This window comes from Paenibacillus sp. FSL F4-0125, assembly GCF_038008565.1.
Classification (GTDB): domain Bacteria; phylum Bacillota; class Bacilli; order Paenibacillales; family Paenibacillaceae; genus Paenibacillus_AQ.
Genome location: NZ_JBBOZJ010000001.1, coordinates 933413 through 949711, shown reverse-complemented (window position 1 = coordinate 949711; position 16299 = coordinate 933413). Strand labels below are relative to the sequence as shown.

Genomic DNA, 16299 nt, shown 5'->3' with positions numbered 1-16299 from the left:
GAAGGGCTAGCGATGTTCGGAACACTTTCCTATAACAAACAGAAAATGATAATCATCGTATCATTCCTCACGATCCCATTGTTGCTCCTTGCGACGTTTACGTATTATCCAGCGCTTAAGCTGATCTATTACAGCTTTACCAACTGGGATGGCTATAGCCCTGAGAAACCTTGGGTTGGCCTTGCTAATTACCGCGAGGTCTTCTCTAATCCTGATATTTTCAAAGTATTTACACATAACTTTGCTTATTTCGCTATGGGAATTATTCAGAACATTGTCGCCATTTATTTTGCAGTTGTTCTGAATAGTAAGCTCAAAGGTAAAAATGCATTCCGAATCTTACTTTTCCTTCCTTATATCATGAACGGGGTTGCCGTTGCTTTTATGTTTGGTTATGTCTTTGACACTACTAACGGCTCATTGAACATGTTCCTGAACAGCATCGGTCTAACCGGACTAGGACAGACCAGCTGGCTCGGAACAGAAGGTCTGGTCAACTACTCTCTGGCGTCCACAGGATTTTGGCGTTTCATGGGCTATAACATGGTCATCTACATCGCCTCGTTGCAGGCCATACCAAACGATATCTATGAAGCCTCAAAGATCGATGGTGCCGGACCTTTTCAGACGCTTTGGAGAATTACTTTACCCAATATGAAGCCAGTCATCCAGCTCAACTTATTTCTTACCGTCACCGGAGCACTGGAAGTATTCGATCTCCCCTTCGTACTGACCAAGGGCGGCCCTGCAGGTGCCAGCGAAACTTACGTTCAGAAAGTTGTAGATACTGCATTTGCTTATAGCAACTATGGTCTCGCTTCTGCCATGAGTATTATCCTGCTCTTCTTTGTCGTTATCGTGCTGTTAATTCAACAACTAGTTCTTAGCCGGGGAGGAGACAAATAGACATGACACACTCCAAGTTTCGCTTCACAGACTTCATTAAATACTTCTCGCTAATAATCGGCGTATTTGTCGTACTTTTTCCTCCTTATGTTGTTATCGTAAACGCCTTCAAATCAACTGATGAATTCAACAGCAGTAGCTCCATGGCATTGCCGACAAGCTTTTTAAACTTTGATAATTTCATTGCAGTCTTCCAGCGTGGAGGTCTACTTAACGGCTTTGGTAACGTGTTAATTATTATTGCTATTACTTTAATTCTGAACATTCTATTTGGAACTATGGTAGCATTTGTACTGGGACGCTTCTCTTTTAAATTAAAACCTGTTGTCTTCGGTGCTTATTTAATAGCCACTATTATTCCAAGCATCACGACACAAGTAGCGACTTTTGGTATCATCAAAAGCATGGGGCTTTATAACACGCTCGGCGCGCCTATCGTGCTCTACATCGGAGCAGATGTGATTCAAATTATTCTTTATTTGCAATTTATCCGTAATATTCCTGTAGATCTCGATGAGAATGCGATGGTTGAAGGTGCATCTCTTTTCAAAATCTATCGCTCGATTATTTTCCCATTATTGACGCCGGCTACAGCTACTTTGATTATCTTGAAGACGATTAGTATTTATAATGACATGTACATCCCTTATCTATATATGCCAAAACAAAGCCTGGGCGTAGTTACGACGATACTGATGCGTTTTCAGGGGGTCAATTCAGGAGAGTGGAATTTGATCTGTGCGGCCATTCTGCTTATCTTACTTCCAACAATAATTCTATATTTCTTCCTACAACGTTACATCTTTGAAGGCGTAACCAGCGGTGCAGTTAAATAAGGAAGCTCACTTTAAGAAAGGACAACGCAAATGGTATCATTCATCCGGCTAGTCTTACGTAAAATGTGGTTGTTCCTTGCCAATCTTCCGATGGAGCGGAAACTGATCGTCGTATTTATCTTTTTGATCTCGCTTCCAATCACTTATGTTAGTTATTTGTCCTCCCGCTCCATGTTTAATTCTGTTCTTGTGAATGCAACGGAAAGCGCGAGCCAAATGACATCGAACGCCTCTGATACCATTGACCGTTATGTCGCCGATCTAAAAAGATATACTGCGCTGCCGCTGTATAATACCGATGTACAATTCTACCTTACTCAGCAAAATACCGACTGGGATAAAAATACTGGCATGGCGATGTTCCTGAGCTACTTGAAGCATACGAAGGAAGAGATCATCGCCGTGTACATGGTGGATCAATACGGTTCTGTTTTTTATGATAGAGTCCCAGGAATCCACGAGCTGTATCCTGAGGAACGATTAGCTGAGTGGAGGACCTTAAGTGAAGAAGCTGGGGCCGCTCCTGTCATTCAAGGCAAACATACGATTCGTGTAAACTCCAATCTCCATAGAGAGGTTATTAGTGTACTTCGTACCATTAATTCTGTAAGCACGCTAGATAATATAGGAATTCTCGTATTTGATGTAGACATCAACTTGTTTAAGGGGATCATCGATCCCGTAAATGCGGTAACGCAAGGCAATACACTAATTGTAGATAATAACGGAGAACTGATCTATGCCGGTGATGAGTCCGCTGACTCGATGCAAGCTGGCGAGGAGCAAAGTCTGAACACGCAGCTTTTGCTGCAGCATGTGAATCAGCAACAGGATCATTTTCAAATAGAAATCAATGGCCAATCTTATCTTGCAGTGTATACCGTTTCGAAACAGACAGGTTGGACGACAATGGTTACGATTCCTTTGGCCCGTATCCTGTCACCTGTACAAAAGAACCGCAATGCTCTTATATTGACTACACTGATCATTATTGCTTTTGCACTTTGTGTTGCGACGATTATCTCACATGCGCTGACCAAACCTCTTAAATCTTTAGTCCGTCTAATGAAACGGGTACAGCACGGTAATCTGGATGTCTGGCAGCACTCCAAATACAATGATGAGATCGGAATGCTCGGCAGTCATTTTAATCGAATGATCATAAGGGTCAAGGATCTGCTGCAGGAAGTATCCCTCACCGAGAAGCGTAAGCAAAAGGCTGATATGAGAGCACTTCAGAACCAGATCAATCCACATTTTATTTATAATACGCTGGAGTCTATCCGTATGCTGGCAGAGAGTAATGATGACCCACGTGTAGCGAAGCTTACCTATTTGCTTGGACTTCAGATGCGTTACAGTATTGTCCGAAGCGAAGAAGCCGTTACGATCAGACAAGAGCTGGATCATGTACGAAATTATTATCATCTGCTGCAAATCCGGTTCCCAGATAAGTTTAGTCTAGACATTGATGTGCCCGAGAAATTTTTACATCTTCCTGTAATCAAGCTTGTCTTTCAGCCGATTGTGGAGAACGCGGTCTTTCATGGCTTGGATCAAAAAGTAGGGCTCGGCACCTTACGCATCACCGCATGGAGTGAGCATGGAAAAGTCGCATTCTGTGTAGAAGATGATGGTATCGGTATGGACGAAGCTACCCTTCTATCCTTAAATAATAGTCTGCAAAATGGGACTGAAAGTGAAATGTTCGGTATTGGTCTACGAAATGTGAATGAGAGAATCCGCCTGCATTACGGCAGCTCATTCGGGCTCCTTGTAGAGAGTACGCTCGGAGTGGGTACTCGTGTTACGCTACGCATTGAGGACATTACCTTCACTACTTATAGTGAAGATGACATGAATTACGGAGAGGAGATGCTCTGATTGCTGCGAATTGCAATTGTTGACGATGAAATCCTGATCCGCGAAGGTCTAGCCCGAATGATCAGCAAAGAAAACACTGAATTCCTGGTCATCGGCACCTACTCCGATGGGAAACATTTGCTTGACGAGTTACCTTCACTTCAACTTGATGTTGTGATTACTGATATTCGTATGCCGCAAATCAACGGCTTGGAATTAATTAAACAGTTAAAAACCAGTCACCCTCAAATCCGCTCCATTCTGATGAGTGGATTTGTTGAATTTAATTATGCCAGAGAAGCCATACGCAGCTCTGCAGTAGACTACTTATTAAAGCCGATCGATAAGGAGCAACTATTCGAGCTGCTTTATCAATTGGAGGAAGAGCAACAGTTCTCTCGTGACAAGGAGGTACGTCACCGTTCTGGTCTCCTGCTGACCCTACTTCAAGTCGATGAGCCCCCTTCTCCCTTGCTGTTGTCGAGTCTTATCTTGCCCCAGCCTTATTTCTCGGTCTTTGTGTTCAAAGGAAGACCCCGAGAGACCGTCTGTTTCTGTGTAGACAGTCTGAATCAAGAGAAGACATTTAGCATCGACAGCTTAGAGATTCAGAATGGTCTGCACGTCTGTATCCTGTATTCTACGAAGCCACTCTCAAACAGCGATTGGAATGACATGGGTGACAGGATCCGTATCTCTGCCAATGGTATGATATTGCATATAGGTGCTAGCCGTTCATATAATGATACCACCAAGCTTAGACAAGCATATCTAGATGCTAAGTTAGCCTGCAGTGTCGGTATTTATAATCCAGATCGACTGCATTATGCGAATATTCAGGACATCCGACAGCCTGAGATAAATATTCTAGAGCCTTTTAATTCGATCAAGGAACCCTTAATCCATGATCTGCAGATTCTGAATATGGAGGGTGCCTTAGAACGTGTGCATAGCTTATTCTCAGTACTGAGATCACAACAAGCTGCGCCCGATCAAATTCTCCGTGTCTGTGGATGGGTTATTGAATCTGCGCAGAAAGAACTGCAAGAATTCGAGACCCTCTACAAAGATGCTCGCCTTCTCGGGCTGGATGAAAGTATCGCGTCCAGTATGAGCTTCAGTGAAATCGAGCGTGGTTTCACCGACCAATTTTCAAGCATTTTATTTGAGATCAGAGCCCATCGCCTAGAGATGTCCGGTACAGCTGTAGAAACCATAAAGCGCTGGATATCAGCCAACTATAATCAACACGCGGATCTGAACACCTTAGCGAATATGGTTTTTTTGACACCAAGCTATCTAAGTAAGCTGTTCAAACAAGAGACTGGACTTACATTAACGGACTACATCACGGAAATCCGGCTGCGTAAAGCCAAACATCTGCTCAAGAATGCCCCTGACCTAAAGATTCACGAGATTGGAGCAGAAGTTGGATATGGCGATCCTGCCTATTTTAATAAGCTTTTTAAACGCGTAGTCGGCGTTACACCCAATGAATATAAACGAATTTCTATCGTATAAGGAGCTTGATCACTTGCAATCACAGATTCACACGAGCAGCGATAATCATGAAATCACCGTCTATGACACTACAGAACTATACGGTGAACAAGGTGCGTTCCGCGTCATGCAGTTTTCCAATCAGGCCATTCAAGGTGCGATGGATCTCAATTACCCGGAACGAGTCGTGTTTGAATATCCGCGAGCCATCATTCACTTGATGGAATTCAACGCTCCCTCTTTCGAGGACGCCTTTCTTATTGGTCATGGAATTGGAACGATTGCTGGGCATTTTCTAGACAAAAGATTTAAAGTAGCTGAGCTAGACGGTGAAGTAGTCGAATTAAGCCGCCGCTATTTTGGATACATCCAAGATAACGTAGTGATTGGTGACGGACGTCAGATCCTTGAAGGTGAAGAACCGCAGAAATATGATTATATTATCTTGGATGCTTTCACCGCCGCGGGCACGCCGAGGCACTTAATCTCCAGTGAATTTTTCAGCATCGTGTATTCAAAACTGAATACCGAAGGGTATCTCCTAATGAATCTAATGGGAAAAGGTGAAAATGACCCACATATCAACGCGATTCACACCACGCTCGCGCAAGAATTCCCCTATATCAAATCCTTTTCACTGCCTTCAGATGGGGCTGCGGATATCAAAAACATCATTATTATAGGTGGATTTAAGCCGATTCGCTTTCAAGCTCGCCACATGGCAGGCTTTAATGAAATCCAGCTTGGGCAAGGATATCTTATTCGGGATTAAGCTATGCATATAAAAATGACCTCATCCTCCACTTCACTGTGGGTTTTGAGGTCATTTTCGGGTTGTTACTATCTGATATCCTTTACACCGGATTAGGGACAAAACTGCCACCTCGGCAATACTTCAAATAATTTAGTGCATGTACTTGTCCAGTCATTTCTAGTTCACCCTGGTAGACAGGATCATGCCAGCCTTCAATATCAATAGTTCCCTTATAGCCGGCTTGGCGCAGAATCGATAGGATATCCACCCAGTTCGTATCTCCGAAGCCAGGCGTCCGGTCCCACACATAAGGCTTAGGTCCATGAATTCCGTATTCCTTGACGATATCCCAGGCAATAGTGGCATCTTTACCATGCACATGGAACACCTTGTTCACCCATTTGCGTAGCTGCGGAATCGGATCAATGAGACCTATCATCTGGTGGCACGGTTCCCATTCCAGACCCAGATTGTCTGCTGGTACAGCATTGAACATCTTCTCCCAGGCTGAAGGATTGTGAGCGATGTTCCACTCTCCGGCCTGCCAGTTTCCACCCATAGAGCAATTTTCAAAAGCAATTCTTAAGCCACGATCGGCTGCCCTTTTGGACAATTCACTAAACACCTCTGCAAATCTCGGAATCGACTCGTCAATCGAAGAACCTGGAAGACGTCCGGTGAATCCACCGATAATATCTGTGCCGAATAAATGGGCATGATCAATCAATCGCTCCCAACTGGCTAGTGTGTCAGCATTGTCTCCATCTCCTGAAAGTGGATTTCCGTAAATCCCAATGGAAGAGATGACAAAATCATGTTCAGCAGCCAGTTCCCTTACTCGTGCAGCTGTTTCTACAAGATTAGTTTCGCCAGTGGTCTGCCAAAAGTTCAGGTTAAAGGATTCAAAACCATGCTGAACGATTTGTGGAATCATGGTGACGGCCTCTCCGCCACGAACTAGAGTACCTATTCTCAATGTGTCTTGCATTTGGGTTACCACTCCAATGATGGCGTTTATAGTCAGTATTATACCTTAAGTGTTTTGAGCATCTTGCAAGAGCCTCGTTTGAGCAATACCGCATCGTAGACAATATGCTGATGACCTGACCGTCCAGAAATTAGATCAAACAGAACGCCCACACTGGATAAAGCCATTTCTGTACCCGGTTGGCTGATCGTATCAAGTGAAGGATGAAAATATTCAGCCATTTCTATCCCGTCAAAGCCAATGATTGAAATATCATCCGGAATAGACAACCCCGCGGTAAGCACCGCTTTGGCAGCACCGATAGCAATCGTGTCGGAGGCTGCAAATATTGCGGTTACTCCCTTATCCCTTTTAAGCAATCTTCGCGCTGCATCAAATCCAGAGCTAGGACTGTATTCACAATCTTCCACAAGCTGTGCATCATAAGGCAGATTATGTTCTTCCAGTGCTTTCTTGTAGCCCAAATAACGCCGGTTGCCTGTCGTTTCATCCAGTAATGGGGACTTGGCTAGAAAACCGATATTCTCATGCCCAAGTGAGATCAAGTAATTGGTGGCCTTATAAGCTTCCTTCAATTCATTAATGGTGACACTAGAAAAGATATCAGGGTCCACCTCTTGTGTAGATGTGATCGTTGTCAGAACAAATGGGACCGTCAGTTGCTTGAATTTCTCTTCAGAATGATTGTAAGTTCCGCCCATGAAGATAATCCCGCATAGATTCTTTTCTTTAGTCAGCTGAATCGCCGCATTAATTTCATCCGTTCCATCCTCTACCTGATGAATGAGGAAGGGGTAACCTCGAAGATTAGCCTGCCGCTCGATTTCTTTGATCATATTGGAGAAAAACGGATTAGTAATCCCTTTAACCATGAGCGCAATATTCTTAGACTCCGTCGTTTTTAAATTTCTTGCATTGGAATTAGGAATGTAATTATATTCCTTAACAACATTCAGAACCTTTTCCCGTGTAGCCTTGCTCACCAGCCCCTTATTGTTGATGACCCTGGAAACCGTCGAGATGCCCACTCCGGAAATCCGCGCGATATCCTTGATATTTACGTCCACTATACTCCCCCACTTATAAGTAAGGGAGCTATATGCTACTATAGCTCCCTTACACCTTTTAACGTTCTTTAGTTCACTGGAACAAACTCAGCCAATTGCTTTTCTACTTCGGCAATAACCTTGTCAATTCCTGCTTTTTTCAGTTGCTCACGGTAATCCGCTACAGCAGCTTTAGGATCTTTGCTTGTTTTACCAAGCATCAATTGAATACCAAGCTGGGAATTCACGTTGGAGATGGAAGCAATTTCTGTAGTTACATTCGCTGGATCGAAAGTAAAGCCGTTGTATGGATCATTGATAGCCACTTTATCCCACTCTGCGAACAGAGAGTTACGGATTGGGTTCTCTGTGTCCGTAGGAACTACGAATTTGTCATTACGAAGTGACCAAGCAGCGAAACCTCCGCCGTCTGTTTTTTCGTTGAAGCCTGCAGGCTGCTTTTTAACTCCATTTTCCATGACATATTGCTTACCTTCAATACCGTTTTGGATGAGGTTGTAGTAGCTTTCGTCAGTCATGAACTTCTCGATTACCATCAAAGAACGCTCTGGATTCTCAGAGTTGACACTAATTACGGTAGAGTTATCAACACCCATTTTACGTTTAATCTTCTTGTTAGCTTCTGCAAAAGTATAGAAATCAGTTTCTACCCCTGGTAGTGCAGTCTTATCCCCGCCATATTGACCGAGCCAGTCCTGAGTATGCGTCAAGTAACCCGCGGAGTTTGCTGCTCTGAAGTTATCCTTGCTTCCAAGTGATGAGGACAGTACATCTTTGCCCCAGTATCCCTTGTCTGCCCATTCACGCATCTTCACAGCCCAATCTTCGAATTCTTGGGTGTAGGCTGGAGAGAACACTGTTTTGTAGTCCTCTGCGCTCTTAGTCACTAAATTGATTTCATTTGTTGAGATCCCTGGTGCATTAAGCCACTGACCAGTAGTATCTACGAGCATTCTGAACATATTTTGTGCATCTTCAGCTTTACCATTAATAGGTGGGAATGATTCATTGGCAACTACATTGTCCATGTATTTAACCATATCGTCGATAGATGCAATTTTTTCCATGCCGTATTTTTTCAGCAAGTCTACACGATAAGCATAACCGCTTGGTGTATATTCGCTATAAAGACTCGGAACACCATAGATTTTACCTTTGACCTTCGTATTTTCCCACACACTTGCTGGAATTTCTGCCTTCAGCTTAGGAGCAACTTTGTCGAGCATGTCAGTAATGTCTACCAATGCACCTTCACTTGCTAATGTATAGTAGTTTACCGGTGCTCCAGGAGAAGCATGTGACAAATCAAATGTTTCACCAGAAGCAAATAGCAATGGATATTTCGTTGCAATATCTGGCCAGTCGATATATTTAATTTCTAAAGTTGTATTGATATCTGCCTTGAGTTTTTTGTTAATCTCAGCTAGAATCGCCTTATTTTGAACACCTTCACTGCCCCACAAGTAGTACGTCAGCTTAGCTTCTTTGGAAGTATCGACTCCTCCTGTATTGTTAGCAGATGTTTCTGGTGATTTAGTAGCTGCTGCATCATTGCTAGAAGCATTGTCTTTGGATGATGAGCAAGCTGTAAGTGCCCCCGTAAGCATTAGGACAGCTAGTAAAGAAGACGCCGTTTTTTTACCTTTCATTAGGTAAACCTCCCTTTTTTTCTGTTAATAATGATTGCTTGATTTATAATAAACGCCCTATGAAAAGGAAACGTCCATTAACCCTTTACTGCCCCGATTGTGAGGCCTGTTACGAAGTAACGCTGCACAAATGGATATAGAAGAATAATAGGTCCAGTAGCTAGCACAGCTGTAGCCATTTTAATGGATTGCGTCGGAAGATCAGCAGTATTGATTACCGCCCCCGAATTGACTAGCGCTCCGAGATTCGCCTGATTGACCATTCGCTGCAAGAAGTATTGAAGCGGATACTTCGTCGGATCGTCGATATACAACATTCCGTTATACCATTCATTCCAAAAGCCCAGTGCCGAGAACAATCCAATTGTTGCTAAGGATGGAACTGCTAGTGGAATGAATATCCGCCAATAGATGCGGAAGTCACCGGCGCCGTCAATTGTAGCGGATTCATATAGAGAATCCGGAATAGCTTTCATAAAGTTACGCATTAGGAAGATGGACCAAGCGCCCACTACACCCGGAAGGATCATGGCAAATAAGCTGTCCTTCATATGAAGATGTTTGACCATCAGGATATACGTTGGAATCAAACCACCGCTGAAAAGCGTTGTAAAGTAAATCATAAAGGAGAAGAAATTACGATATTTGAAATCTTTTCGGTTAAGTACGAACCCAGCCATTGACATCATGAATAGTCCAAGTACCGTACCTACTACGGTGATAAAAATCGTAACCTGATAAGCACTTACTAGTTTGCCAGAGTTATTCAACAGCAATTCATAAGCCTTTAATGAGAATTCCTTTGGCCAGAGCTTATAGCCTTCACGGACAATTTCCTGTTCATTCATGAACGAGGAAGAGATCATTAATGCAAAAGGAAATACACAAAATAGTGCAAAGATTGTAATGCAGAGATAGCTGACCGCTTTAATGAGAATACTGCCAGAATCCTGCTTGATTTTTGATTGTTCCACTGATATCACCCCTATTTCGTTTCTGAATTTAGAATAATGCGCTGTCTGGTTCGACCTTACGAACAATAAAGTTTATCACCAGTACCAGAATCAGACCGAATAAGGATTGATAGAAGCCGACTGCCGCACCCATGGAGAAGTTGAATTGCCCCACTAATGAACGGAAGACATAGGTATCAATGATATCCGTCTGCGGATACAGCACGGAGTTAGTACCAATCAGGTTGTAGAATAGGTCGAAGGAGCCTTTAAGAATGCCACCCAATCCGAACAACAGCAATAGAATAAAAGTAGGCTTCAGAATTGGAAGAGTCATGTAGCGAATCCGCTGCCAGGTCGTAGCCCCATCCATATAGGCCGCCTCATACAAATCATGATTAATTCCTGTAATGGTTGCCAAATAGACAATCATACCGTATCCAGTTCCAGCCCAAATCTTAAAGGCAACAATGATATACTTCCAAATCCCAGGGTCAGAGTAAAATTCATAACGATCTAACCCCAAGCTTACAAACATCGTATTAATAAAACCTGAGTTGAAGTTGAACAAGTTGTAGGCAAATACACCGACGATAACCATTGAGATAAAGTTTGGAAGAAGAATGACGGACTGCGTTATCTTCTTGAACCACTTACCTGCTATTTCAGATAACATAATGGCGAAAACGATTTGAATAATATTCCCCAAGGCAAGAAATACAACATTGTAGAGTAGTGTATTTTTGGTAATATTCCAGAGATCACCGTTTTGAAACAGGAACTCAAAGTTCTTAAGGCCAATGAAATTACTACCGAAAATACCCTTATTGAGCTTGTAATCTACGAATGCGACGTAAGCGCCAGGCATTACCGCATAGTGAAAAATAATAAAGTATAGGATTACAGGCAGCAACATTAGAAAAAGCACTTTGTTCTTAATGACTTCCCGGACAATATTTCCACCCGCAAGCTTAATTCTTGCCAATGAGCCCACCTCCAATTTGAAAAATGCATTTCGTCAGATGCATAACTTAGCTTCCTTTCCTGTCCCGCAACCAGCTTAAAACTGATTGCTCATCCTTTATGATAAAGCGTATCGGATGATATAGAAACGTTTCCATAATTTCTTTGAAACTCCCTGTACGAAAATCATACTCCCTAGATGTATGCGCTGTCAATTCATTTTATTTTTGTTTTTCTAGTAATAAAAATCACATTTTACAACCTAAATATAATGAATCGGCCGATTTCACGAAGATAATTGACTTTTTATGGCCTTCGGACTAAGATCGATATGTATCGTTTATGGAAACGTTTCTATCTGTTCTTTCATAAACATGTCAGTCTCTATCTATGACGTCTGACGTTGAACTCCCCGTACCGATCTATTACATGTCTCATCCAATAATATTAATCTGCGTATGCACACGGAACAGGGTATTGAAAGCTATCCTTTACTCGGAATCCTCTCCCGCTTAAAGCAGCGGCGAACAGAAATCGCAAGCGCTTTCTTATTGGTATAGCACATCTAATTGTCACAATAACTATCAATGCGCTCACGAGGAAGGTGTTAACCATGACTAAATCTTTTATCCAAGATCTTGTGAACGATATGACTCTGGAAGAAAAACTGGCCCAATTAACCCAGCTAGGCCCTCACTATTGGGGTTTGGATGATACCGTGGATTTAACCGGCCCATTTAAAGAACTGAACATTCAGCCACAGGTGATGGAGAACATAGGAAGTGTTCTGAATGGTATTGGTGCCAGAAATGTGATTGATCTGCAGACCCGGCATTTGCAAGCCAGTCGTCAGAAGATTCCTCTGCTCTTCATGGCGGATGTCATTCATGGCTACAGAACAATTCTTCCGATCCCGCTTGCGATAGGTTGTAGCTTTGATATGGAAGCTTGCGAGCGATTTGCTGAAGTTGCAGCCAAAGAGAGCGCAGCTGCCGGCATCCATCTCACTTTCTCACCTATGACAGATCTCGTACGCGATCCGCGCTGGGGACGGGTGATGGAGACGTCCGGTGAGGATCCTTATCTGAATGCCCGTGTAACTGAGAGCATGGTACGGGGCTATCAGGGCAAAGACCTAAAAGAAAAAGGTCGTATCGCTGCCTGTGTGAAGCACTTCGCCGGTTATGGCGCTCCCGAAGGCGGTCGAGAATATAATACAGTCGATATGTCCCTCGGTGTATTACGTGAGTTCTATCTACCAGCCTATAAAGCTGCTGTAGATGCTGGTGTAGCCATGGTGATGGCCGCATTCAATACGATTGACCGTATACCAGCAAGCGGTAATTCCAAACTTCTCCGGGGAATTTTGCGTGAGGAATGGGGCTTCAACGGCGTTACCATTGCCGATTTCAATTCCGTCAATGAGCTAATCCCTCATGGTGCAGCTGAGGATGGCCGTGAAGCAGCGGAGAAAAGTATAGCTGCAGGACTTGATATTGAAATGATGTCCACCCATTATCTAAACCACGGTGCCGGTCTGGTCGAGGAAGGCAAGCTGGATGTCTCTTTGATCGATGAAGCCGTTATCCGAGTGCTAGAACTTAAGGATGCCCTCGGCTTGTTTGACAATCCATTCAAGGATGCAGACCCGTTAGTAGATGAGGCGCCCACGCCGAGCACGGAGAATTTACAAGCAGCGAGAGAGCTGGGTGCCAGCTCAGTGGTACTGCTGAAAAATGACAATGACGCTCTGCCCCTTAAACGCGGTATGAAGATTGGATTGGCTGGTCCCTTCGCTACCTCTATTCATGTGCTGGGCGGCTGGTCTGGAACGGAAAAAGACCCGGCCGTATCACTCTACAACGGCATTTCTCAAAAAACATCTGCCGCAGATATTATTACGGCCATGACTGGTGAGCTGGGAAGCATGCTGGAGGGTGTTTTTGATGTAGAGGATGAAATCGAAGAAGCCTTCCAGCGCCTGAAGGATTGCGATGTAATTCTCGCTGCTGTAGGTGAGAATCAGCAGGATACCGGGGAAGGCGGAAGCAAAACCAATCTGCGCTTGTCGACCAATCAGGAGAAGCTGATCTGGCGTTTGAAAGATACTGGAAAAAAGATTGTTACCATTGTATTTAGCGGCCGACCACTGGAACTAAAACCTGTTCTTGAGGCCAGCGACGCTTTGCTGCAAGCCTGGTTTCTAGGTACAGAATCCGGAAACTCACTAGCTGATGTGCTGTTCGGAGATTATAATCCATCCGGTCGTTTATCTATGAGCTTCCCTTACTCGGTTGGACAAATTCCTATCTATTACAATGCCTATCAGACGGGGCGTCCCTATGATCCCCTATATCCCAATGTACGATATGTAACTCGATATCTGGATTGCCCTAATGACCCTCTCTTCTGCTTTGGCTATGGTCTGAGCTATTCCAGTTTTGATTACAGCAACTTCAATGTTGATGCTGAGGGTCGGATTGTTGCCTCCATTGAGGTGGAGAATACTTCAGACATCGCCGGTAAGGAAACCGTTCAACTCTATATCCACGACGTCAGCGCAAGTGTCGTTCGCCCGGTCAAAGAACTGAAGGGCTTCCGGCAAATTACACTCGCAGCGCATGAAAAACAAGTGGTTTCTTTCGAGATCACTAGAGATATGCTGATGTTCTACGGAAAAGACGATCAATTGGTCTACGAGCCCGGAGAATTTGATATTATGATTGGTAGAAACTCCGGAGATCATTTCACACAGCGGATCTGGATCGGCTAATAATATTACACAGTAAGGGAGATACCCCCCAATGAGACACAGCTTATCATTTCAGCAAGATGGAACCTTGAAAATTGTACAGTTCACTGATCTTCACTGGATGGATGGAAGAGCCGAAGATCAGCGTACTCGGGAACTGATGGAACTCGTTCTGGAAGCGGAACAACCTGATCTTGTGGTCTTCACGGGAGATCTGATTTACACCGCCCCTGTCTCACCTGGTGAACAGGCGTGTGAAGACCCTGCCCAAGCATTTCGGGATGCTGTCGCTGCTGTTGAGAAAACAGGTACCCCTTGGGCCTTCGTATTTGGCAACCATGATACAGAGACTCTGATTTCCCGCAGTGAACTGATGCAGATTGCATTGGAACATCCCCACTGTCTGGCCGAAGCCGGTCCAGAGGATCTTGAAGGCTCAGGCAATTACACACTTGAAATAAAAGATCAGGATGGCCATGCGGCCGCTGTCCTTTATTTTGTTGACTCCGGCAGCTACTCCGAGATGGAGCATATCCCTGGCTACAATTGGGTTAGCCGGAATCAGATTAACTGGCTAACTGCTGAATCCGCTCGGTTGAATCCTAAAACTGCTGAGAACAGGCTGCCTGCATTAGCTTTCTTCCATATCCCGATTCCCGAATATCGTGAGGTCTGGTCTACACAAGTCTGTCATGGGTATAAGCATGAGCGTGTATGCTCACCTGAGGTTAACTCGGGATTATTCTCGGCTTTGCTTGAAATGGGTGATGTGCTTGGAACCTTCTGCGGACATGACCATATCAATGATTTTACGGGCAGCCTGTATGGCATACGTCTTTCCTATGGCCGTGCTACCGGCTACAATACTTATGGAAAAGAAGGCTTTATGCGGGGCGCACGCGTCATCAGACTGACCCAAGGCACCCAAGACTTCGATACCTGGCTTCGTCTTGAAGACGGATCTGTCCTGCTGGAACAGCCAATTCATCAGCCTGAACCTGCTTCCGTTCCAGAGCATTAATCGTCTTACTTTATTGTCTGCAATCATCTTTGCTTATTTATAGTTATAAAAAGAACCCGCATAGTGCAGGTTCTTTTTTATGTTCCAATATTAGCTTGTTCCCATACTCCCCATTACATCGCTTTTTTTGTTAAAATAGAGTAGTCGACGTATTAAGCACTACAGCGTCAGTCATGGAACGGAGGCAAGTACCTGTGGATTATATTATTCTGGACATCGAATTCAACGGCCGTAAGTTTGCCAGCGAGCACCCTATGGAGGTCATTGAGATTGGAGCTGTCCGGTTAGACTCTTCATTGCAGTATAAGGATGAATTCTCTTCCTTGATCAAACCCATATATTTCTCTACCCTTAATTCTTTTATTAAGAAAAAAACCGGGATTCCCCAAGAGGAAATCGATATTGCACCCCGCTTCCCGAAGGTCATCACTGCTTTTAGAGAGTGGCTTGATCTAAGTACAGACGGAGTTCTGCTACTAACATGGGGCGGCGAGGACATGAAGCGTATCATTCAGGATGTGCGCATGCATAAAATGGACGACTCCTACTGGATGTCCGCAACGTATTTCGATTTACTGAAGGGTGTACTGCGGGCTCGCGGCCTAAGCAATGATGTCAGCGTGGAAAGCGCGATGGCTTTGTTTGAACTTGAGCCGTCTGGATCTGCTCACCGTGCGTTGGATGATGCAAAGATGACTTCGGAAATCTTCCGCGCTGTGTTTAAAGATCTGGATTTCGAGCGCTCACAGCATTACGTAGATACCTTCTCTAATGCCAAAGAACGCAAGACGGTCAAAATCGCCATTAAAGCGATGAACTCACAAAAAATAGTGCCAACCTGGGACCTTGTTCTTGAACACTACTTCTCAGACAAAACCACCCTAACCGATCCTCGAAAATTAGAGGAATTACAAAATTATTTTGCGGCGCAGATGGGTCAAAAATAACTTCAAACATCAGCAAACTATAACAGCGGCAGTCTTCCCAATGATCTTCAGCGGGTAACTGCCGCTGTTTTGGGTACGCTAAAAAAACATTTGACCTTCA

At 44.0% G+C, this 16299-nt stretch carries 13 protein-coding genes; 8 read left to right on the top strand and 5 right to left on the bottom strand.

Going from position 1 to position 16299, the window contains the following annotated elements; genetic code table 11:
• Nucleotides 1-12: 12 nt before the first annotated feature.
• From NST74_RS04215 to NST74_RS04195, 5 genes are read left to right on the top strand one after another with little or no spacing between them, the layout of a single operon-like run.
• Complete coding sequence (locus tag NST74_RS04215; protein ID WP_341115826.1) at nt 13-906, top strand: carbohydrate ABC transporter permease; 894 nt, start codon at nt 13-15, stop codon at nt 904-906.
• A gap of 2 nt (nt 907-908) precedes the next feature.
• Nucleotides 909-1742, top strand: coding sequence for a carbohydrate ABC transporter permease (locus NST74_RS04210; RefSeq protein ID WP_042124279.1), 834 nt, complete (start codon nt 909-911; stop codon nt 1740-1742).
• Between the two features lie 30 nt (nt 1743-1772).
• Complete coding sequence (locus tag NST74_RS04205) at nt 1773-3626, top strand: sensor histidine kinase (RefSeq protein ID WP_341110514.1); 1854 nt, start codon at nt 1773-1775, stop codon at nt 3624-3626.
• The gene (locus tag NST74_RS04200) at nt 3627-5126 is read left to right on the top strand and encodes a response regulator transcription factor (protein WP_341110513.1); all 1500 of its coding nucleotides are present in this window, start codon (nt 3627-3629) and stop codon (nt 5124-5126) included. It begins immediately after the preceding gene.
• Complete coding sequence (locus NST74_RS04195; RefSeq protein WP_445668125.1) at nt 5098-5877, top strand: spermidine synthase; 780 nt, start codon at nt 5098-5100, stop codon at nt 5875-5877. Before NST74_RS04200 ends, NST74_RS04195 begins: the two co-directional genes overlap by 29 nt.
• 82 nt (nt 5878-5959) lie before the next feature.
• Here the strand turns inward: NST74_RS04195 and NST74_RS04190 are convergent, their stop codons facing one another.
• From NST74_RS04190 to NST74_RS04170, 5 genes are all read right to left on the bottom strand, one after another.
• Entirely contained in the window at nt 5960-6847 is an 888-nt protein-coding gene (locus NST74_RS04190) for a sugar phosphate isomerase/epimerase family protein (protein ID WP_341110511.1), read from the bottom strand.
• Between the two features lie 38 nt (nt 6848-6885).
• The gene (locus NST74_RS04185; RefSeq protein ID WP_341110510.1) at nt 6886-7914 is read right to left on the bottom strand and encodes a LacI family DNA-binding transcriptional regulator; all 1029 of its coding nucleotides are present in this window, start codon (nt 7912-7914) and stop codon (nt 6886-6888) included.
• Between the two features lie 68 nt (nt 7915-7982).
• The gene (locus NST74_RS04180) at nt 7983-9563 is read right to left on the bottom strand and encodes a DUF3502 domain-containing protein (protein WP_339268871.1); all 1581 of its coding nucleotides are present in this window, start codon (nt 9561-9563) and stop codon (nt 7983-7985) included.
• 77 nt (nt 9564-9640) lie between these two features.
• Entirely contained in the window at nt 9641-10537 is an 897-nt protein-coding gene (locus NST74_RS04175; protein ID WP_339289297.1) for a carbohydrate ABC transporter permease, read from the bottom strand.
• Between the two features lie 28 nt (nt 10538-10565).
• Nucleotides 10566-11501, bottom strand: a complete 936-nt coding sequence (locus NST74_RS04170; protein WP_231574041.1) for an ABC transporter permease — start codon at nt 11499-11501, stop codon at nt 10566-10568.
• A 591-nt stretch (nt 11502-12092) separates the two neighbouring features.
• Here NST74_RS04170 and bglX point away from each other — a divergent pair.
• From bglX to NST74_RS04155, 3 genes are all read left to right on the top strand, one after another.
• On the top strand, nt 12093-14252 hold the full coding sequence (gene bglX, locus NST74_RS04165; RefSeq protein ID WP_341110509.1) for a beta-glucosidase BglX: 2160 nt from the start codon (nt 12093-12095) through the stop codon (nt 14250-14252).
• 31 nt (nt 14253-14283) lie between these two features.
• The gene (locus NST74_RS04160; protein ID WP_341110508.1) at nt 14284-15252 is read left to right on the top strand and encodes a metallophosphoesterase family protein; all 969 of its coding nucleotides are present in this window, start codon (nt 14284-14286) and stop codon (nt 15250-15252) included.
• 194 nt (nt 15253-15446) lie between these two features.
• Nucleotides 15447-16199: a 3'-5' exonuclease gene (locus tag NST74_RS04155; protein ID WP_042124264.1), complete on the top strand. Its 753-nt coding sequence runs from the start codon at nt 15447-15449 to the stop codon at nt 16197-16199.
• The last annotated feature ends 100 nt before the right edge of the window (nt 16200-16299 follow it).

Bases quoted from the DNA above. Each gene is read 5' to 3' on its own strand.
- NST74_RS04160 (WP_341110508.1), top strand. From the start codon at position 14,284: ATGAGACACAGCTTATCATTTCAGCAAGATGGAACCTTGAAAATTGTA.
- NST74_RS04215 (WP_341115826.1), top strand. From the start codon at position 13: ATGTTCGGAACACTTTCCTATAACAAACAGAAAATGATAATCATCGTA.
- NST74_RS04210 (WP_042124279.1), top strand. From the start codon at position 909: ATGACACACTCCAAGTTTCGCTTCACAGACTTCATTAAATACTTCTCG.
- NST74_RS04195 (WP_445668125.1), top strand. From the start codon at position 5,098: ATGAATATAAACGAATTTCTATCGTATAAGGAGCTTGATCACTTGCAA.
- NST74_RS04190 (WP_341110511.1), bottom strand. From the start codon at position 6,847: ATGCAAGACACATTGAGAATAGGTACTCTAGTTCGTGGCGGAGAGGCC.
- NST74_RS04180 (WP_339268871.1), bottom strand. From the start codon at position 9,563: ATGAAAGGTAAAAAAACGGCGTCTTCTTTACTAGCTGTCCTAATGCTT.
- NST74_RS04205 (WP_341110514.1), top strand. From the start codon at position 1,773: ATGGTATCATTCATCCGGCTAGTCTTACGTAAAATGTGGTTGTTCCTT.
- bglX (WP_341110509.1), top strand. From the start codon at position 12,093: ATGACTAAATCTTTTATCCAAGATCTTGTGAACGATATGACTCTGGAA.